General features: G+C 58.7%; 23 protein-coding genes and 1 pseudogene. 17 read left to right on the forward strand and 7 right to left on the reverse strand.

The window, feature by feature from the left end:
• The first annotated feature begins 373 nt into the window (after positions 1-373).
• The 4 genes from AB4O22_RS05305 (at position 374) to AB4O22_RS05320 (ending at position 4,292) form a co-directional block, all read left to right on the forward strand.
• Positions 374-1,723, forward strand: a complete 1,350-nt coding sequence (locus AB4O22_RS05305) for an MFS transporter (RefSeq protein WP_223472045.1) — start codon at positions 374-376, stop codon at positions 1,721-1,723.
• A gap of 101 nt (positions 1,724-1,824) precedes the next feature.
• Positions 1,825-2,523, forward strand: a complete 699-nt coding sequence (locus AB4O22_RS05310) for a fumarylacetoacetate hydrolase family protein (protein ID WP_223472046.1) — start codon at positions 1,825-1,827, stop codon at positions 2,521-2,523.
• Positions 2,524-2,544: 21 nt separating this feature from the next.
• Entirely contained in the window at positions 2,545-3,303 is a 759-nt protein-coding gene (locus tag AB4O22_RS05315) for an SDR family oxidoreductase (RefSeq protein ID WP_223472047.1), read from the forward strand.
• Positions 3,304-3,335: 32 nt separating this feature from the next.
• Positions 3,336-4,292 carry a 2-hydroxyacid dehydrogenase gene (locus AB4O22_RS05320; protein ID WP_003204146.1) on the forward strand — a complete coding sequence of 319 codons (957 nt, stop codon included), beginning with the start codon at positions 3,336-3,338 and terminating at the stop codon, positions 4,290-4,292.
• Between the two features lie 44 nt (positions 4,293-4,336).
• Here the strand turns inward: AB4O22_RS05320 and AB4O22_RS05325 are convergent, their stop codons facing one another.
• Positions 4,337-4,687: a DUF7079 family protein gene (locus AB4O22_RS05325; RefSeq protein WP_223472048.1), complete on the reverse strand. Its 351-nt coding sequence runs from the start codon at positions 4,685-4,687 to the stop codon at positions 4,337-4,339.
• Positions 4,688-4,843: 156 nt separating this feature from the next.
• Here AB4O22_RS05325 and AB4O22_RS05330 point away from each other — a divergent pair, with 156 nt between their 5' ends.
• The 6 genes from AB4O22_RS05330 (at position 4,844) to dapF (ending at position 8,408) form a co-directional block, all read left to right on the forward strand.
• Positions 4,844-5,176, forward strand: a complete 333-nt coding sequence (locus tag AB4O22_RS05330; protein WP_223472049.1) for a type II toxin-antitoxin system HigB family toxin — start codon at positions 4,844-4,846, stop codon at positions 5,174-5,176.
• Complete coding sequence (locus AB4O22_RS05335) at positions 5,173-5,814, forward strand: helix-turn-helix domain-containing protein (protein WP_223472050.1); 642 nt, start codon at positions 5,173-5,175, stop codon at positions 5,812-5,814. Before AB4O22_RS05330 ends, AB4O22_RS05335 begins: the two co-directional genes overlap by 4 nt.
• Before the next feature lie 183 nt (positions 5,815-5,997).
• A complete protein-coding gene (locus AB4O22_RS05340; RefSeq protein WP_223472051.1) occupies positions 5,998-6,579 on the forward strand; it encodes a hypothetical protein in 582 nt (193 codons plus the stop codon).
• A gap of 48 nt (positions 6,580-6,627) precedes the next feature.
• A complete protein-coding gene (locus AB4O22_RS05345) occupies positions 6,628-7,191 on the forward strand; it encodes a GNAT family N-acetyltransferase (protein ID WP_223472052.1) in 564 nt (187 codons plus the stop codon).
• A gap of 58 nt (positions 7,192-7,249) precedes the next feature.
• A complete protein-coding gene (locus tag AB4O22_RS05350) occupies positions 7,250-7,645 on the forward strand; it encodes a VOC family protein (RefSeq protein ID WP_460095962.1) in 396 nt (131 codons plus the stop codon).
• Positions 7,605-8,408 (forward strand): diaminopimelate epimerase, encoded by an 804-nt coding sequence (gene dapF / locus AB4O22_RS05355; RefSeq protein WP_460095963.1) that lies wholly within the window; start codon positions 7,605-7,607, stop codon positions 8,406-8,408. The genes AB4O22_RS05350 and dapF overlap by 41 nt, the downstream gene beginning before the upstream one ends.
• A gap of 33 nt (positions 8,409-8,441) precedes the next feature.
• Here dapF and AB4O22_RS05360 read toward each other — a convergent pair.
• A pseudogene (locus tag AB4O22_RS05360) lies at positions 8,442-8,612 on the reverse strand (nucleotidyltransferase family protein); the annotation flags it as partial.
• Between the two features lie 101 nt (positions 8,613-8,713).
• Here AB4O22_RS05360 and AB4O22_RS05365 point away from each other — a divergent pair.
• The 6 genes from AB4O22_RS05365 (at position 8,714) to AB4O22_RS05390 (ending at position 13,517) form a co-directional block, all read left to right on the forward strand.
• On the forward strand, positions 8,714-9,202 hold the full coding sequence (locus AB4O22_RS05365) for a GNAT family N-acetyltransferase (RefSeq protein WP_003204128.1): 489 nt from the start codon (positions 8,714-8,716) through the stop codon (positions 9,200-9,202).
• Positions 9,203-9,301: 99 nt separating this feature from the next.
• Positions 9,302-10,399, forward strand: a complete 1,098-nt coding sequence (locus AB4O22_RS05370) for a sterol desaturase family protein (protein ID WP_460095964.1) — start codon at positions 9,302-9,304, stop codon at positions 10,397-10,399.
• Positions 10,396-11,211, forward strand: a complete 816-nt coding sequence (locus AB4O22_RS05375; RefSeq protein ID WP_460095965.1) for a suppressor of fused domain protein — start codon at positions 10,396-10,398, stop codon at positions 11,209-11,211. Before AB4O22_RS05370 ends, AB4O22_RS05375 begins: the two co-directional genes overlap by 4 nt.
• A gap of 81 nt (positions 11,212-11,292) precedes the next feature.
• A complete protein-coding gene (locus AB4O22_RS05380) occupies positions 11,293-11,907 on the forward strand; it encodes an alpha/beta fold hydrolase (protein WP_003204123.1) in 615 nt (204 codons plus the stop codon).
• Between the two features lie 90 nt (positions 11,908-11,997).
• Positions 11,998-12,621, forward strand: coding sequence for an SMI1/KNR4 family protein (locus AB4O22_RS05385; protein WP_003204121.1), 624 nt, complete (start codon positions 11,998-12,000; stop codon positions 12,619-12,621).
• A 350-nt stretch (positions 12,622-12,971) separates the two neighbouring features.
• Positions 12,972-13,517, forward strand: a complete 546-nt coding sequence (locus AB4O22_RS05390) for an NADAR family protein (RefSeq protein WP_367862442.1) — start codon at positions 12,972-12,974, stop codon at positions 13,515-13,517.
• A gap of 29 nt (positions 13,518-13,546) precedes the next feature.
• Here AB4O22_RS05390 and AB4O22_RS05395 read toward each other — a convergent pair whose 3' ends face one another.
• The 3 genes from AB4O22_RS05395 to AB4O22_RS05405 all read right to left on the reverse strand — a co-directional run bounded on the left by AB4O22_RS05395 (position 13,547) and on the right by AB4O22_RS05405 (position 16,239).
• Entirely contained in the window at positions 13,547-14,233 is a 687-nt protein-coding gene (locus AB4O22_RS05395; RefSeq protein WP_460095966.1) for an HD domain-containing protein, read from the reverse strand.
• 34 nt (positions 14,234-14,267) lie between these two features.
• A complete protein-coding gene (locus AB4O22_RS05400; protein ID WP_003204115.1) occupies positions 14,268-14,657 on the reverse strand; it encodes a hypothetical protein in 390 nt (129 codons plus the stop codon).
• Positions 14,658-14,778: 121 nt separating this feature from the next.
• Positions 14,779-16,239, reverse strand: coding sequence for an L-lactate permease (locus AB4O22_RS05405; protein WP_460095967.1), 1,461 nt, complete (start codon positions 16,237-16,239; stop codon positions 14,779-14,781).
• A 131-nt stretch (positions 16,240-16,370) separates the two neighbouring features.
• Here AB4O22_RS05405 and AB4O22_RS05410 point away from each other — a divergent pair, with 131 nt between their 5' ends.
• Positions 16,371-16,898 (forward strand): Lrp/AsnC family transcriptional regulator, encoded by a 528-nt coding sequence (locus AB4O22_RS05410; protein WP_069971487.1) that lies wholly within the window; start codon positions 16,371-16,373, stop codon positions 16,896-16,898.
• A 59-nt stretch (positions 16,899-16,957) separates the two neighbouring features.
• Here AB4O22_RS05410 and AB4O22_RS05415 read toward each other — a convergent pair whose 3' ends face one another.
• Positions 16,958-17,527, reverse strand: coding sequence for a DJ-1/PfpI family protein (locus AB4O22_RS05415; RefSeq protein ID WP_460095968.1), 570 nt, complete (start codon positions 17,525-17,527; stop codon positions 16,958-16,960).
• Between the two features lie 75 nt (positions 17,528-17,602).
• Positions 17,603-18,652 carry an alpha/beta hydrolase family protein gene (locus tag AB4O22_RS05420; RefSeq protein WP_460095969.1) on the reverse strand — a complete coding sequence of 350 codons (1,050 nt, stop codon included), beginning with the start codon at positions 18,650-18,652 and terminating at the stop codon, positions 17,603-17,605.
• Between the last annotated feature and the right edge of the window lie 74 nt (positions 18,653-18,726).

An 18,726-nucleotide genomic window follows, 5' to 3' on the forward strand; every position in this document is an offset into this window, starting at 1 on the left:
ACTTAAAAAGAATATGAAAAAATTCACCAATCTGATTTTTTTGGACAGGTTCCTTGGACGCGGTTTTAAACGGGAAAAATGATCTAACAGCTCAGTTGATTTTGATTTGTTGTACGACCACTGTTGAGCCACGCAACCCGACCCTCCATCCAAAAACAATCAAAAGGTGCGCACATCATGAACCTGTTCCTGCTTCTCGCTGACCCTCCCGACCGCTCCTGCAACAGATCCTGTTGCAAGGTCTCTTCGAACACCTGACATCGGCTGTTCGCACCTTTCATTCCTGTAGCGATTGTTCTGCCCCGGCATCGAGGGCATTGATTTCGGCTGCTCGTAAACATTTCGACGCTTCTAACAATAACGAGGTCCACTCATGTCGAATTCCCACACCTCCCAGACCGCCGCAGCACCGGTGGTTGCCGGCGCCCGGGACGCCGCAGTACCAGAACGCCTGCCGTCACGGCGGCGCTGGTTCATGCTGTCGCTGCTGCTGATCGCGACGATCATCAACTACATCGACCGGGTGAATATCTCGATTGCCGCGCCGTTCCTCGCCAAGGACCTGGGCCTGGACAAGATCGAGATGGGCCTGATTTTTTCCGCGTTTGCCTGGACCTACGCGATCGCACTGGTGCCCGCCGGCTTCATTGCCGATCGCTTCGGTTCCCGGTTCACATACGGGGTGTCGCTGATCAGTTGGTCGACCGTCACCGTGTGCCAGGGCTTGGCCACGGGCTTCGCTTCGCTGTTCGGTCTGCGCCTGGCCGTCGGCGCAATGGAAGCGCCGGCTTTTCCGGCCAACAGCCGGGCGGTCACGGTGTGGTTTCCGGCGCGTGAACGGGGCCTGGCCAGCAGCATTTACGTGTGCGGCCAGTACTTGGGCACGGCGCTGTTTACCGGTGCGCTGCTCTGGCTGGCGACCACTTATGACTGGCGCCATGTGTTCTACAGCACCGGCGCACTCGGCATCGTCTTCGGTGTGGCCTGGCTGTTTTTGTATCGCGACCCGATGAACTGCAAGAAAGTCAGCAAGGAAGAACTCAAGTACATCGAAGCCGGGGGAGGGCTGGTCAAGAGCAGTCAGGAGCGTACCCGCTTCAACTGGCGGCAGATCGCCGAGCTGTTCAGCTATCGGCAGGTCTGGGCGATTTGCATCGGTAAGTTCGCCAGCACGTCGGCGCTGTACTTCTTTCTCACCTGGTTCCCCACGTACCTGATCGAAGAGCGTCAGCTGACCATGATCAAGGCGGGGATCTTCGCTGTGCTGCCGTTCGTGGGCGCGACGGTGGGCATCCTGCTCGCCGGGATCGTGTCCGACCTGCTGATCCGTCGCGGCTACTCGCTGTCCTTTGCCCGCAAGTTGCCGTTGGTGGTCGGGTCGATGCTGGGCATGTCCATCGTCCTGGTGAATTTCACCGACTCGAACGTGATCTGCATCGCCGTGCTGACGGTTGCCTTCTTTGCCCAGGGCATCGCTTCGTCCTCGTGGGCGGCGGTGTCGGAAGTGGCGCCCAAGGAACTGATCGGGCTGACCGGCGGGATCACCAGCCTGGCGGCCAACATCGGCGGGATTGTCACCCCCATCGTGATTGGCGCGATCGTCCACAAGACCGGCTCATTCGCCTTGGCCTTCTGGTTCATCGGTGGCGTGGCGCTGATCGGCACCTTGTCCTATTCGTTGCTGCTTGGCCGTTTGTATCGCATTGAACTGAAGGCGCGCTGAGCCCGGAAAAAACCGTTTTTCTCCAACACGAGGCGGCATTCCTCCAACTTCGCCAGGGATTGCCGCCGTACGCTGACGCTTCCAACAGGACTTTTATCAGGATGAACATGCCCGAGTATGTCTTTACCCCGGACCTGCCAGTGACCTTGCCGGTTGTCGGCACCCCGCAGCGTTTTCCCGTCGGCCGGGTCTTTTGCGTTGGCCGCAACTATCCCTGGCCTGATACCCAGGGTGAATCCCGAGTGCCACCGGTGTTTTTCATGAAGCCTGCCAGCTGCGTGGTGGAAGCGGCCGGTGAGGTGGCGTTTCCATCGGTGACCGAGGAGTTCGCCCACGAAATCGAATTGGTCGTGGCCATCGGTGAGGGCGGCGCCAACATCCCTGAGAGCCAGGCGTTGGCTTATGTATGGGGCTACGCGGCGGGTCTGGATCTGACCCGGCGTGATGTCCAGCGCATGGCCAAGCGCAACGGTTTGCCATGGGAGGGCGCCAAGGTGTTCGACGGCGCCGCGCCAATGACCGCCATCGTGCCGGTCTCCCGGGCGGGGCACCCCGATGGCGAGTTGTGGTTGAACGTGAACGGCCAGGAGCGCCAGCGCGACAGCCTCGACAGCCAGATCTGGTCGGTCAGTGAAGTGATCGCCCGCATCTCCCAATCGGTGGCGTTGCGGGCCGGCGACCTGATCATGACCGGCAGTCCGTCAGGCGTTGATGTGTTGCAGCCGGGTGATGTCATCACGGCTGGCATCGACGGTATTGGCGAATTGGAAATGCGCGTCGGTCCGCGTTTGTCTTACTGAATTCGAGAAAGGAGAACCCACATGTCCAACACATTGAAAGTGGCTTTGGTGACTGGCGCCGGCAGCGGGATTGGCCGTGCGGTGGCCCTGGGCCTGATGGAAGACGGCTACACACTGGTGTTGGCCGGCCGCCGGCCAGAGCCCTTGCAGGCATTGGCCGAGTTGGCGGCCAGCCAGGGTCGCGAAGCCTTGGCGGTGCCCACTGATGTGCGCGACCCGGTCAGTGTCGATGGGCTGTTTGCAACCATCGCCGAGGTCTACGGACGCCTGGACGTGGTGTTCAACAACGCCGGGGTCAACGCGCCCGCCGTGCCGCTGGATGAGCTGACGTTCGAGCAGTGGCGAAACGTGATCGACACCAACCTCAACGGCGTTTTCCTTTGCGCCCGTGGCGCCTTCGGCCTGATGCGCCGGCAGCAGCCCCAGGGCGGACGGATCATCAACAACGGATCGATCTCGGCCCACACCCCACGACCGTTCAGTAGCGCCTACACCGCCAGCAAACACGCGGTGCTGGGGCTGACCAAATCCCTGGCCCTGGACGGACGCGAATACAACATCGCCTGCAGCCAGATCGACATCGGCAACGCCCTCACTGAGATGTCCGTGCGCATGACCAAGGGCGTACTCCAGGCCAACGGCAGCATCGCGGTGGAACCGATGGTGGACGTCAAGCACGTCGCCGACGCGGTGCGCTACATCGCCGGCCTGCCGTTATCGGCCAACGTCCTGAACATGACCGTCATGGCCACGGCCATGCCGTTTGCCGGTCGCGGTTGAGCCAGTCTTTTTTATTCTGTTACGAGGTCTACATGAAGCCAGAAGTCTTGCAACTCAGCCCGATCCTGATCCCTGAAATCAACGCCCGGCTCAACGAGCTGTTCACGGTGCGGCGCTATTTCGAACAGGCCGACAAACAAGCCTATCTGCAAGAACACGGGGCCAATATTCGCGGTGTCATTACTGGCGGGCATACCGGCATCAGTCAGGCGCTCATGGCCCAACTGCCCAAGCTGGAAGTAGTGGCGGTCAACGGCGTAGGTACCGATGCCGTGGACCTGGCCTACGCCAGGGATCGCGGAATCCGCGTGACGGCCACCATCGGCGCGCTGACCGAAGATGTCGCCGACCTGGCGATTGGTCTATTGATTGCCGTGTGTCGCGGGCTGTGCACCGGTGACCGTTACGTGCGCTCAGGCCAATGGCCCCACAGCCCGACGCCACTGGCCCCGCTGCCATTGGCCCGTCAGGTGTCCGGCATGCGCATCGGCATCGTCGGCATGGGCCGGGTCGGTCGCGCCGTGGCAACCCGCGCCGCCGCGTTCGGGTGCTCGATCAGCTACACCGACTTGCAGCCCATGAGTGACGTGAGCCACACCTTCGTCGCCGACCTCAAGCAACTGGCCCGCGACAGCGACGCCCTGATCCTCGCGGCCGCCGCCGACAAGGCTGAAGCCATCATCGATGCCGAGGTGCTGCGTGCCTTGGGCCAGGGCGGGTATCTGATCAATGTGGCCCGGGGCAAACTGGTCAACGAGGCCGACCTGGTGGCGGCGCTGACCGCTGGTGAAATCGCCGGTGTGGCGCTGGATGTGTTTGTCGATGAGCCGCATGTGCCCGAGGCATTGTTTGGCAATGAGCAGGTGGTGCTGCAACCCCACCGCGCGAGCGCGACGTTGCAGACCCGCACGCGGATGGGGGAGATGGTGGTGGCGAGTCTGGTGGATAGTTTTGCTGGGAAGGTGCCGCAGGGGTGTGTGACGGGGTGAAGGTTGGCCACTTCAGGGAAGCTTGAGGTGGCGATGCAATTGCATCAGTCGTATCCGGGTGGGAGCCGCGTCGCGACCTGGCTCCAACACCTGGCAATCTCCTTGGCAATGCTGCCGCGGCCTTTCCTGGGCTCCAGCTCATCACTTGCACTGATGTGCTCCAGCAGCCACTCATCCGTCCATCCCGCCCATTCACCCGCCACGGACCTGAGGTTCGCTTCGAGCACCGGGAACACTTCATTCCACAGGATGCTGTGGATTTCCTTTGGCGAATAATTGGTTTCAAGGACTACGCGAGCGATGTAGTTGTAGGTCAGGTCGTCGATCTCGGTATCCAGGAAGAACGAGGAAAGGGCCTGCCAGGTTTTCAGGCGGTTCGAGTCGACAGGGTTCATGTTTTTGTCTCGGGATGTGTAGGTGATAAGCCCATTTGGCCCAATGCTGCCGGCTAAATCGCCTGCTTGCCACTGTATGAGTCCCTCTGCTGCCAATAAATCGTTGTTGTTAAAAAACACAACCAGAGTACCATCGGCTCAAAGACAAGGAAGCCCATGGATATACTCACGCCATCACGTTTTGACGACGCTGCGATTTTGTACCCGAACGACAAGGCCGGGCTTGATCGATGCCTGCGCATTTTGAGGATGGCGCGCCCCAAAGCGTTCGCGGACCTGCAAAAGCTTTTCGGTACGCACGGTGTCGACTTGTTCAAGCCCAGAGCCGCAATGAACTGGGTGGTGATCGACGTAGGCGGCAATAATCTCAGGGTGATAGGTGGCGTCAACTACACCCGGCAGAAGATCTACGTCAAACACATCTACACGCATGCCGATTACGACGTTGCCAACGTCTGGTATGCAAGAAACAAAGGGGTAAGACGATGAGCGCAGCCCGGAACGACTTTCAAACCGTGATCGCAACGCTTGGCGAGCTACATGCGTTACTGGATCGCCTGCGCGGTGAGTTTGTGCATGGCATCAAGACCCCTGCCGACTATGAGCGTGCGACCGACCTGCTCGATGCGCTCACCGACGGGCGCGAACTGAGCAAGACTGAGGAGAAAATTCTCGTTGAGCTCGAGGACGAAATCCTGGCCTACCAGCGCAACTGCGAACAGTTTCGCGAGTCGAATGCCGCTTTTGAGGCGACCTGCACGCCTGTGCAATTGATCAAGGATCTGATGGAGACGCTCGGGCTCACCGGTTCAGACCTCCCTGAGATCGGTGATAAAACGGCGGTGTCCAAAGTGCTCAATGGCGATAGGCCTATCAGCCACAAGATGGCGTATGCGCTGGCGGAGCGGTTTGCGATGGAGCCGAGTGCTTTCTTGACCGCGACTTCAGCAAAGGTGGCGGCTCATATCGAAACTGTCCCTCTTTCCGTCAGTAAAACTTCAGCTCATTACCTTTTGCACGGGGATTCTTTGATCGCATATTCAGTGGAAGAGGCCGGTGCCGGTGAATACAAAGTAGTGACTTCGAAGGGTCGCAGAAAGACGGCCAAAGAGCCGGACAAGGGGTAGGGCAATTATCTGCTGATCAGGGGGCCGGGTTGGTTGTCGATCCACGGGAGCTCAGGATGATACGCGGCCCGATACATCGGCCATTGCAGCCAATCCCCGAACCCTCTATAAAATCTCGCGCTGGCATCGCGTTCCTCTCGACCGCCGTTGGCCATGGATATCTGACCCGCACGGAGCATCATCGTGAGCCAATCGCCACGCCCCCTCAACTCCCGAACTGACATTTTTCCGCGCGTTACGTCCCGCGTCCTGCGATATACCTGGAGCCTCACCTTACTGACCCTGCTCACCGGCTGTGGAGCGCTGTCGGATGTCCGCTCTTTCTCCACCCCTTACTCAACGCCTGACGGTGGCGAGACCGCGCGCTTGCGGGTGATCAGCGATGGCATGGTCAGGGCTGTACCCAAGTCCGATTGTGTGGACTTCCGCCTGCCGGGCGCGGGTGTCATGGTGGCGTTCCGCGATGGCTACGCCAATCGCAACGGCGAAAGCCTGGGTATGCCGGATGACGACAAACACTCATCTTCCACGGTAATGACTGAGCTGCTGGTGCCTGCCGGGCAGCCCATCGCGTTTCATTACATAGGTGCTCAATGCTACAACATGTTCCGCTTTGTCCCTAAAGCAGGGGCGGACTACCAGCTGGACGCCGCGGGGCGATACAAGTGCACGGTGACCCTCAAGCAACTGTCCGTGAAAACGACCGAGCTTCCCCCTTTATCCTTGGAGGACAGCAAACTGTGCAGGGCGACGGATAACTTTTAGCGTGGAGGGTTTCCAAGGACGCCATAACGTTGAAAAAGGAGTTTCATCATGAGCCCCACCCCCACGTTCCCGACCCGCCGCCTCATCCTCACACCTCTTGAGCTGACGGATGCACCGGCAATTCAACAGCTATTTCCCCATTGGGAAGTGGTCCGTTACCTGGACAGCCGCGTGCCCTGGCCTTACCCGGATGACGGCGCGCTGACGTACGTGCGCGACCATGCGCTCCCCGCTATGGCAGCCGGACGCGAGTGGCACTGGATGATCCGTATTGCCGAAGAGCCGACACAGAGCATCGGCAGCATCAGCCTCTACGACCAGCCCGGCAACAACCGTGGCTTCTGGCTGGCGCCGCAATGGCAGGGAAAGGGTTACATGCGCGAGGCTTGTGAAGTGATCAATGCCTATTGGTTTGAAGCGCTGGGGCGCCCTGTCATGCAAGTGCCCAAGGCAGTGGGCAACCTTGCTTCGCGCAGGATTTCGGAGCACGAAGGCATGCGCCTGATCGGGACGCAGGAAGGGGATTTTGTCTGTGGGGTGTTGCTCAAGGAGGTCTGGGAGATGACGCGTGACGCGTGGCTTGAAAGGAAGGCCAAACCTGGAGCGCATTGAACGGAATCAAGCTTCGTCATCATGAGTTTCATCGTCGACATTGATCAAGGAAGAACACATGCAACCGTCACTCAATCGAATCATGCTGTATGTCCGGGACGTTCAAGCGACCTGCGATTTTTATGAGCGTCATTTCAGTTTTACCAGTGAAAGAAAAACCGATGACCGCGTCACCGAATTGAGCCCTGCAAACGGTGGCGCGATCCTGATGGTTCACCCGGCAGGGAAGGCCGTTAAAACAGGGCAAGTTACCGTAAAGCTTGTCTTTGATCTCCAGGATGTCGAGGGTTTCAAGGCAAAGTGCCTGGCCCAAGGCCTGAAGTTTGGCGCTACGCACAGGGCGGACGGTTACTCTTTCGCCAACGCCAAGGACCCGACGGTAATTCCATTTCCATCTCCAGCAGGGCGTTTGCATGCCGCTGAACTTTCAAAAGATGCATGCCAATGGCGATGACTTCGTTATTGTCGATTCGCGAAATTCGGCCAACCCGGTGACGAGTGCCATGGCCCAGCGAATGGGGGATCGGAACTTGGGCGTGGGCTTCAACCAACTCGCGGTGTTGCTCGATTGCGACGATGCCGATGCGCGCGTGATGTTCTGGAACGCGGATGGCTCCGCGCTGGACGTTTGCGGTAGCGCAACACGGGGAGCGGCGGATATGCTGATGCGCGAAGCAAATGTTGCTTCGGTAGCGCTACGCACCAACCGTGGTCTGCTCACGTGCGAGCGTACCTCAACCGGCGACATTTCCGTCGACATGGGTGCGCCGCTTTTCGACTGGTCGGACATTCCCTTGGCGCAAGCACTGGACACCGCTGTGTTGCCACTTGCCGGCAGTCCAGCCGCATGCAGCATGGGAAATCCGCACTGCACCTATTTTGTCGATGACCTGGCCAGCGTTGATATCGCGACCATCGGCCCGGCCATCGAAACCAACGCGCTATTCCCACTCAGGACCAACGTTCATTTTGTCCAGATCATTGATCGCACGCATATTCGGTTGCGCATCTGGGAACGCGGTGCTGGGGTCGCGCTGGGTTCAGGTTCTTGCTCGTGTGGCGCGGTTGTTAATGGGATTCGTCGTGGTTTGTTGGACAGCACCGTCGAGGTTGAATGTGATGGCGGGTGTGTGACGGTTCGCTGGGATGGCGTGGGCGCGGTCTTTCTTATCGGGCCGGTGGAGGCGAGTTTTTCGGGGACGATGAGTCAAGCTTGAGTTGGTAGGCGTTTCTATCCTGGAGCAGGGATTTACGCCCCAAGCCGGTGGCCGTTGCGACTGATGATTCCAGACGGCTTGGAACAGGCAGCCAGCCGTGAGCATGCATTGATTCAACCCGAGTGAAGGTAAGCGCGAGGTGATCTGCGCGTTGATTGGATTGGTCATTGCCATCCTGACCAAGCGTTCGACCGTCAATGTCATATTCATCCTTTTGGAATCGGTCCGGTCCTGGCGCCCCGACAGATGTTTGAGCAAAATCAGGTGAGCCAAGGCACCAAGCGCATAGATCTCAAGGACGCCCAATGATATTGCAAAGCCGGCCAGTGAAGGCTGATGACATCAAGACCCTCTGCAGCTTTGCGCAGGACGCTCGGGAACTGTTCTATATGTTCCCGAAAGCTCAATACCCTCTGACTGAGGCTCAGCTGTCTGACGCCATCGCTCAACGATTCGATTCGACGGTCATCGAGGCTGGGAACCGTGTCGTTGGTTTTGCTAACTTCTATCGGGCTGAAACAGGTGGAGTTTGCTGTATCGGCAATGTCATCGTTGCCCAAGAGGCACGAGGTAAAGGCGTTGCAACCTTTCTTGTGGAAACGATGACGGCCCTGGCGTTCGACCGTTATGACGCCACTGAGGTGCAGGTATCGTGTTTCAATGAAAACACGGCAGGCTTGCTGCTTTATCCAAAGCTGGGCTTTTTGCCCTTCGCTGTTGAAGAGCGAGTTTCTCCAGACAGTCGTAGAACCGCACTCATCCATATGCGTCGCGGTAGAACGGGCCGCCCCTAGATCCTTTTGAGCGGCTACCGCCAGAAATGCCTGAAAACCCAAGCCCATCCCAACGCGACTGATTTACAATACCGCATCTTCGACAGAGGCCGGTATTTCGTGGATGCGTTTTCCCTTGTCTATCAACACCTGAGCGCATGGGTAATCGCCCCCATCACCCAGCAGTTCCTCGACATCTTCAACTTGAACGGTCGGTTCGGAGTCCTGTTTCTCTGCGCTTCCTACGGTGTCGCCTATGGCCTGTTCCGTTTCAGAAAACACCGCCGCCTGACTGACGCTCGTTCGTTCTGGCAATTCATCGGTGGTCGTGGGGTGTACCTGCATCGTTCGGCGTTGCTGGACTATCGCTACTACTTCGTCCGGGCGATTCTCAAGATTGCCTTGGTGTTGCCCATTGTTCATCTGGTCGATCCGTACATCCTGCGCTCCGGGGATTACCTGGCTTTTTTCAGCAACCTCTGGGGCGCGCGTCCGCGCCTCGGTGAGAATTTTTCGCTCGCGTTGCTTTATGGGCTGGGGGTGTTCCTGGTGAAGGATTTCGTCCACTACTGGGCACACCGGGCGTTTCATTCGCGCTGGCTCTGGGCGTTTCACAAGGTGCATCACTCGGCGCCCGTGCTGGTGCCGGCCACCGCGAGTCGGATGCATTTTGTGGAGAAAATCGTCGAGAAGCTCGGCATCACCGCCTGCCTGGGTCTTTTCGCGGGTGGCTTCTGGTATGCCAGTGGTGGTGAGATCAGCCGCTACACGTTGTTCGGCGTGACGTACCTGGTGTTCATTTTCAATAGCCTGGCGGCCAACCTGCGTCACACCCATGTCTGGCTGTCCTTTGGTCCGGTGCTGGAGCATGTGCTGAACAGTCCGGCCCAGCACCAGATCCACCACAGCGATGCACCGCGTCATCTCAACCGCAATTTCGGCGTCAACCTGTCGCTGTGGGACTGGATGTTCGGCACGCTCTATGTCACCAGCACGCAGCCTGAGCACTTGCGTTTCGGCACCGGAGAACAGGACCATCAGCGTTACTTGACGGTGTATAGCCTGATTGTCACGCCTTTCGTTGAAACTGCCCGCAAGTGCCTGCCCGCGTTTTCATATCAACGCCAACACGGCACAATGCGCCCAACGCCTGCCATCGGATCAGCGAGTGCTGACGCAGGCGAGGTTGAGCGAAAATCCAGCAAGGAACGCCCATGAATTTCTTCAAGAAGCTCTTCGGTTCATCGAAAGCCCCTGAAACCCAAGACGACCAGCCCGCGCCGCAATCCCACGAGCTTGGCGACCTGACCGAGGCTGAAGCCGCCAATCTGGCCGTCCGGGAAGCCGGCGCAGCGTGCCTGGATCGTCATTGGAGCGCTGTTGGCACGGTCGAGCGGGATGTCCTTGCCTACCTGATCAGCCCGACCTTTTCCGGCGGCCCTTACTGGCCTTCGACCCGCCAGGCCTACCGCGTGGTTCGTCGTGGCGACACGATCATTCTCGCCACTGAAGGCCTGTCCGATCCATTCGATGATACGGAAGGAATGGGCAACGGCTTCGAGATGGAATTGTTCGTCGAAACCGCGGATATCCCCGAGCACGCCTATGGTCCTGTGGGGGAGGTCGATCCTTTCAAAGGCAGCTGGGCTTTCGAGCTGCTGGAGCACGTCGCCAAAACGGTGGCCGACGCTGGCGGCATCACCCACCAACTCGACCAATACGGGACGCTATCCCTTGAACTGCCAGGGCTCAGCCAATCGCACCACATGGGCGATCAACTGCCCAAGCTCTTCGTGACCGATGACGACTCCACCGGCGTTCTGCTCGGCGCCCCGGAACCGGATTTCCCTACCCAATTGGATGACATGCCTTTGTCCCCGGTCAGATTGGTGCCGGTGGTATTGATTACGGCGGCGGAGCTGGAGTACGTGCGTTCGGGAGGGCGAGCGGCGCGGGAGGATCTGGTGAGTCGTTTGCAGGCGGCGGGCGTTGGGCATATGAGCAGCCTGTATCGGGCGAGTGTGGTGTGATGCTGGAGCCGGTCATCGAACCTGGCGGTATCCCTTTGGCCTCCTGCTGACTCTTTCAATCCCATCTTCAAGGACGAACCCGTGACCGCATCCCCCGCCAAACTCATCTTCCTGCCCGGCGCCTCGGGCAACACCCAGTTCTGGCATCCGGTCGCTGAACGCTTGGCCCACCCGGCGCAGCAAGTACACATCGGCTGGCCCGGTTTTGGAGACACGCCGCCTGTGCCTGACGTGACCGGCATGAGTGACCTGGTGGCGCGTGTGCTGGCCGAGATCGACCGACCCACAGCGCTGGTGGCGCAATCCATGGGCGGTATCGTCGCTGTGCTCGCAGCACTTGAACGCCCTGAGCTGATCACCCACCTCGTGCTGACCGTCACCTCGGGCGGGGTGGACATGTCGGCGCTGGGCGCACACGACTGGCGCCCGGATTTTGCGGCGGCCAACTCGACACTGCCGAGTTGGTTTCTCGACGACCGCACCGACCTCACGTCTCGCTTGATCGAGTTGCGCATGCCGGTCCTGCTGCTCTGGGGCGACGCTGATCCGATCAGCCCCGTTCGTGTTGGCCAGTACCTTGCCCAGCTGTTGTCCCGCGCTGAACTGCACGTTTTTCCTGGCGCCGATCACAGCCTGGGCTTCACTCACGCAGATGAGGCGGCGAGGCTGATCGAGAGACATCTGGCGAGCGAGTAAGCGGAGCACTTGTTATCAAAGTGTCGGACTGATTGTGCGGCGCGGCGTGTTTCAAGACCTCCAGGACCCAATACCTTTTTCGAGACATCAATGACTGACTACCGCGGACTCATCCTCGAAGACACCCGTGAAGGCGCCACCGAGCGTGCCATCACGCAACTGGAAGCCAGCCTGGGGGCTCGCTTGCCGGACGACTATCGCCAATTCCTCAAGACCTGCAACGGCGCCTATGTGGAATACGATGTGCTGGCGACCCTGGCCAATGGCGATGAGGAACTGCTCAGTTTTTCACTGTACGGGCTGGACCCGGACAAAGAATATGAATCCAACCCCTTTGAACTGGAGCAACTGCGGGCCCAGCCCGGTTTCCCCGCAACGGGATTGTTGCCGATCGGTCGCGACGGCGGCGCGAGTATCTTGCTGCTGGACCTGCGGGAAGGGCGCCAGGACGTGGCGGCGATGGTGGCGGGCCTACCTGCCTGGACCGGTCGCCGTCAGCAGGGTGATGAGTACGTGGTGCTGGCGGATTCTTTCAATGGCTATCTGGATTCTCTGCATTTATCGCAAGAGCGGATCGAGGAGCATATCAATCACTTCATCATTAGCCCTGAGAGTATTGAGGCGACGTTGGAGTGGTTGGATAAGGGCAGTCCGGGGTGGCGGGAGCGGTATCGGGAATTGTGGAATGCGAGGGTTGTGGATCGGTTGATTTGAAGACTGATTGGGTGGATGAATTCCGGTCTTGTCCCCTGGAGGCTGTTTACCTCTACTTCCCAAGTCGTCGCCACCAATCGGCAGCTTTACGGGCGTTCGTAGCTTTTTTAAAGACTGCGGATTTTGGCGATGCTTCCAGATAAAGCCGGCCTTCATCTGGAAGCAGAGAAATAGGTAAAGACGACCTATTGATTCGAGCAGAATTATCTTGGCTGTCTTGCCTAAGGCTTCAGGCAACAATGTTAACTTTCGATAAGCTATGAGCGATGCAAGTGGGCGCTATAGACACGAAGCGGCCTTGGTCAGCACAGTAGCTGTAACTTCGATCTTCAGTCAGCAAGGACATCTCATTGAACGACTCTGAACATGTGAAAGAACTGTGCGCCCGTTTCAACTCTGGAGAACATCTGAAGTTTACGTTTTTCTGGGGGCACCAGCGCAGCAAAAATGCTGTTACGGCTTCGTGCTTCAGCCAATGGTTCGAGGCCGGGTTCATTGTCGAGGGGCAACATTACCCGACAGCCGAACACTTCATGATGGCCGAGAAAGCGGCCTTGTTCGGCGATCAGGACATTCGTGCGCAGGTGCTCCGCGCTCCTACTCCTAATGCCGCCAAGGCACTGGGCCGCAACGTGCGCGGCTTCAATGATAAGGTTTGGCTGCAACACCGATACGACATCGTCGTTCGAGCGAACCAGGCCAAGTTCTCTCAGAATCCGCAGTTGAACGAATACCTTCTACAAACCGGTTCGAGCGTTATTGTCGAAGCCAGCCCGGTTGATAACATCTGGGGTATAGGGCTCGCACAGGACAACGCGGATGCGAACAATCCGAATCTGTGGAAAGGCTTGAATCTGCTGGGATTTGCGCTGATGCAGGTGCGGGACGGGGAGTAAGTTATCCCTTCGCCGCTTGAATCCAGTCCTCAATCGAGACGCTTGATGGCGCGTGCAAGATTTGCGCGTGCCTGCTGCTCGAATGCGTCGAAGTACGCTGCGGTCGTATAGATCCGCCCGCGCGCCAGGAAGCCTTCAAGGACCTGGCGCCGCTTTTGGCGGTACACCGGCAGCGGCACAAACTGGTACTCGCGGCGAATTTGCTGGTCGTATTCCTCGAACCGCTCGAACGATGCCCCAAGGATCGCCAGATCCGTGTCCACCAACACCGCTTCGTCTGCCGAATTCGGGGCGCCGTCGTGTCGCGTCACCATCACCAGGTCGTAAAGCCTGCGTCGTGTTTCATCGCCCAGGCCACTATCACGTGCCACGTCGTCCAACCATTGCGCACTGCGCAGCTCATTGTCGCTGCGAAGGGGGTCGTAGATCGCGTCATGGAACCACAGCGCGAGGTCGATTTCGGCGGGGGCCTGGCAGGCCGCATTGACGAATCGGCGTACTTGAAGACATTCCTTCAGGTGCTGGAGGGTGTGGTAAGCGCGATGCGGCTCGCAGTAATGTCGAATGAGTTCTTCGTACGTCTCTCGTGACGTGCATTCGACGCCAAGCTTGGCCCAGACGCGAGCCCAGGCGTCGAAATCCGTGCCATCAACTGCGTCGAGGTCGCCCTGTGGGCTGGCCGGGAATAGACCGTTTTCTTCTGGCGAACCCGTCATCGTTTCTCCTGCACTTCAAAAATGAAAAAGATAATTATTGAGCATCACCCGCCGGCGCGTCGTCGGCATCGTCTGCTGGCGCTCCGTAAGGTGCGCCAATCTCGACCCGATCAGCCTTTACCCAACCGGTATAGTCGTCGCCGCTCTTGGCGATGAAGTTCACTTCCAGCCATGATTCGTCTTCAAGGCTGGAGTAAACGGTGAGAGAGTCGCCGGGGATTACGAAAATCTTTTTATTGGCACAGGCTTCATCTGGCGCTTCGTGGAAATGCAGGCGCCCAGTGCCAATGACCTTGCCTTGCACTGACGGATGAAACTCAGGCACCGTTCCGGAGATCTTTTCCGCCAGGGCCGAACAGTTGACAGCGGCCTGGCTCAGGCTGCTGAAAAGGCACAGGCACAATAAGCTTGAACGCAGATACATCGTGGCGAATCCGTTTGGGGTGGAGGCGTAGGATAGTTAAGTCAGAAACTATTGGGAAAGAGACATGAAAAAAGGGGACTGGAAAAAGTGCAGAAAGAGGTGCTCATCTGCAAATACCCTGCTATCCAAACCATCCACTCAGCAACACCGCGCCCAACGCGACTAACGCGGTATTGAGACAGACCAGCGTGAAGCCAAACCTTACCAGTTCGCCTTCCTCCTTGGCCTGGGTCTTGGCAAGTCCCAGGATCAGCATGACAACCGACAGCGAACCCAGCGCTGCATGCCCTGCCGAGCTGTTCTGGACGGCAGCCAACAACAGGCGAGAGGATTCGGGCAACATCGCGATGGCCGGCATGAAGATCGCGTTGCCGCCAACATTCGACCCCGTCATGTAGCCTGACAGCGCGCCAAACAGGGCAACCAGCGACGTCGCGGCGGCGGGCGACAGGCCCGCCAGCATTTGCATCAAGCCCGCGAGGAAGCCGGCCTTCACCATCATCTGCGACATCGCGAGGAAGAAGAAAATGGTCAACAGTGGTCGCTTCGCCCGCGCCACCAGCGCAGCAGGCATACTGACGTCGAGTGCTGTCTGGCGTTGTGTGTGGCGCGTGTGAACCCCTAGTCCGATCAGCACCAGAACCAGTGCCAGGCCTGGTGAGGAGAGTGGCTTCCAGGTGACCTGAGCGCCCTGTACAACCCAGTGATCCTGCCAGGAGGTGATCGCCCACACCATCTTCAATGCGACAATGCAGACAATCAGCACCAGATACGGCCATGCCTGACGCGGCCATTGCACTGCACCGCGCTCGCTATCGTTGCGGCGCAAGCGCCACAGCCCAGCAGAGAGTACCGCTGCGGCCGTCACCAGGCCCGCGGCCACGCCGGCCACTTCCGGCCCCAGCCACCGACTGGCACTGTAAAGCACGCCAACAAACAGCAGCCAGAAAGCCCCCAACGCCCTCCATTCCCGCGAGTCACGAACGCCTGCAAGAGATAGCGCGATTGCACTGAGGACCAAAAAAACCGGTGCGCTGGTCAGTGCCGAGGTCGATGCCAGCGCGGTTGCGTCCAAGTGAACCAACGAAGCACCAATGACCGATGCCAGGCCCAGTGTTCCCCAGGGCATGATTGCCATGCCGGTCAGTGCTATTCGTAGCGCGATCCGACGCTCGAAGAGACTGAGCAGCAGGGGCACCGTGGCGATCAACGACACGCCGAAGCCGGTCATCGCTTCGAGCAGCGGTGCCAGTCCAAGAACGATAAACACTACTTGATCGCCGCGCCCAAGCCCCAGTGACTGCACCCATCGGCTAAGCGCGAGGTTGACGCCCATGCGCTCGATAAAAATCACGAAGACCAGACCTGGAACGATCACGAAAGCCGTACTTGCAAACAGCACGGCCGTATCTTGAGCGGCGGCCACCATACTGCCTAGGCGCCACGCGTCTGCAGCGCCGGCGAGCCAGAGCACCAGGACCAATGCAGTGCCTGCAATGGCGGCGTGCATGGGGGGCCGGCGCAGCACGACAAGCATGGCTGTAACCAACAGGACAGGGGAAAGATGGAACAGTGCGAGCATGCCAATAATATCCTGTGTGTGTTGCGACTAAGGCTGCGTACGCAGACTGCTGGCAAGATAATATTTCTCTTGGCTAGATAAAGGGGCGCGGTTTTCTGTTAGTTTTCGAGAAAATTTCTCACGGGTTTGCCATGGCCAAAAACGACGCAGCACTTGAATCGTTGGACAAATTCGACCGTGCCATCCTGGACCTCGTCCAGCGCGACAACACGATGCCGCTGCGCCTCATGGCCGAGCAGGTCAATCTTTCCACGGCCGCCGTTCAGCGCCGCATCAAGCGGATGGAGGCAGGGGGCGTCATCACGGGCAACGTAGCCATCGTGGATCCCACCGCGGTAGGACGGCCGATCACGATCATTGTGGAAGTGATGGCAGAGCGCACCAGCATCGAGGCACTGGAGGCGATGAAGGCACACTTCGCGGTGCCCGAAGTTCAGCAGTGCTACTACGTCACCGGCGAAGTGGATTTCGTCCTGGTATTAACCGTTGCCAGCATGAACGAATACCAGACGTTGGCGCGGCGATTGTTTGCCGAAAATTCCAACGTTACCTGGTTCAAGACAATCGTGGCGCTGGACCGTGTGAAAGTCGGGCTTAATGTGCCGAGCATGCCTGTGGGAAAAGGGATGGAAAAGGGGGATTTACTTTTACTTCCATAAAACGAATCCGGCCGGGTCGGGCACGTGACTTTGACAGACGCTCACGTAGGGCGACGCGCTTACCCATGTTCCGCCGCCAACATCGACCTGAACTGAGCAATGATCTCTGAAGATAACCCGGCACCTTCGAACACTGCGCAGGTGAAGCTCACGGGGGCAGGGCCTGGAGCAGTGATGATGCGGTCCGCAACCACAGCTACTGGGCTGCTTCGATAAAACTCATTTCCTTCATAACCCACGGCATTCTTTTGCAAGAAGTCGGCGCTGTTCGAGGTATGAGGAACGGTGTCGAGAAGCCCCGCCCTGGCAAGTGCCAGGGTTCCTGCGCAGATTCCGGCAATTGTCGCGCCACTTGATCGACTAGCCTGAAGAAAGTCGCGAATATCGGGTGCTTCTGCACGTTCCCAGACCATTCCACCAATGACGACGACAACATCCGGTTTCCAGTCCAGGCATTCTTGCAAACTGCTATCAACCGTTACGGCCAATCCACCCTGTGAGCGGAACTGCCCCGTAGCAGGAGCGAAAAACCTGACGTCGATCCCGTAAAAAGGGGACGCGGTTCCAGCGATGAAAGCATATTCCCAGTCCGCAAAACCGGGTGTCAGTATCAAACCCACGCGTGCCATCGATCAGAATCCTCCATGAATGCCAAATGCCTACCACGGCATTTTCGTTAAGCCGCAGCGAGTCAGTACCACCGGTTACAAACTGCCTTTTTTGTCTGTAGGTGGCTGCGCCAGAAACTCCGCTATCAGCGATGCAACCTGCTGCTGAATCACCCCACGAGCACGACCATCACCATCTCGACAAATGATCCCATCCCCCGGCACATCCTCTTCGAGCATCCCCTCCGCACCAGGTTTGCACATCGACATGAAGCTGAAATGGCTTGCGTCTTTGATCTCGACATAGCGGCTTGACGCCTGGGGTAGGCGCTTGGCCAGGTTGGCAGATTCCAACTCGGCGGGAAGCTCTCGCGACGGTACACCGGCCGCGATCACCAGGGCGGGGACAGGCAGCGTGACCAAGCTTTTATCGGTCAGGCCCCGTGAAAGGCCCAGGTCCAATGTCACCACCGCAGTGACGCGTTTATCACGCCAATCGGCGGCCAGTTCGGCCTTTGATTCAGCGGTGCTGGCGGGATTCATCTGTTCGTAAACGGTGCAACTGGATAACTGCGAATGGGCTTTGCAGTCTTGGGCGAAGCGCTCTGGGTCGAAGCGAGCGCCGGCGATTTCCAGGGCGGTCCAGCCGCCGAGTGAATGGCCCACGGCTGCAATTCGTCCATTGGCGACCCGGCCAAATTTTTCAGGTTGAGTCGTGACCGCATCAATGACCCGACGCAGATCGACGGGCCGCAGCCATAACTGCGCCGCTGCTTGCGGGCTGCGGTCATGGGTGGTGCTGCCGGGGTGGTTGATGGCGGCGACGATGTAACCCTTCTGGGCCAAGGCACTGGCCAGCCAGATCTGGTTGCTCCAGTTACCCCGGTATCCGTGGGAGAGCACCACCAATGGATGTTCGCCGGCAGTGGGCGGCGCGTTACGCACGGCAGAGGCGCCGACAAACACCGCGTTATCGGCGATCAGTTGCGCGGTTTCGGTGGTTGCGCTGGGGTACCAAACGACCATCTCCAGTGCGCGGCCATTGTGCGGATCCAGGGTGGAAGATTGGAAACCGATGGGGTTTTCGTCAGCAAATGCGATGGTCGTCAGGCAAGCCAACAACAGGGCGCCGAAAGCTGTTTTCAATGTCGTTTCTTCCTTGATTAGACGAATGATGGGGTCGATAAGCACGGGCATTAAAGCTCAGATTCGAACCGCTG

The organism is Pseudomonas sp. S3_B11 (genome assembly GCF_054667715.1).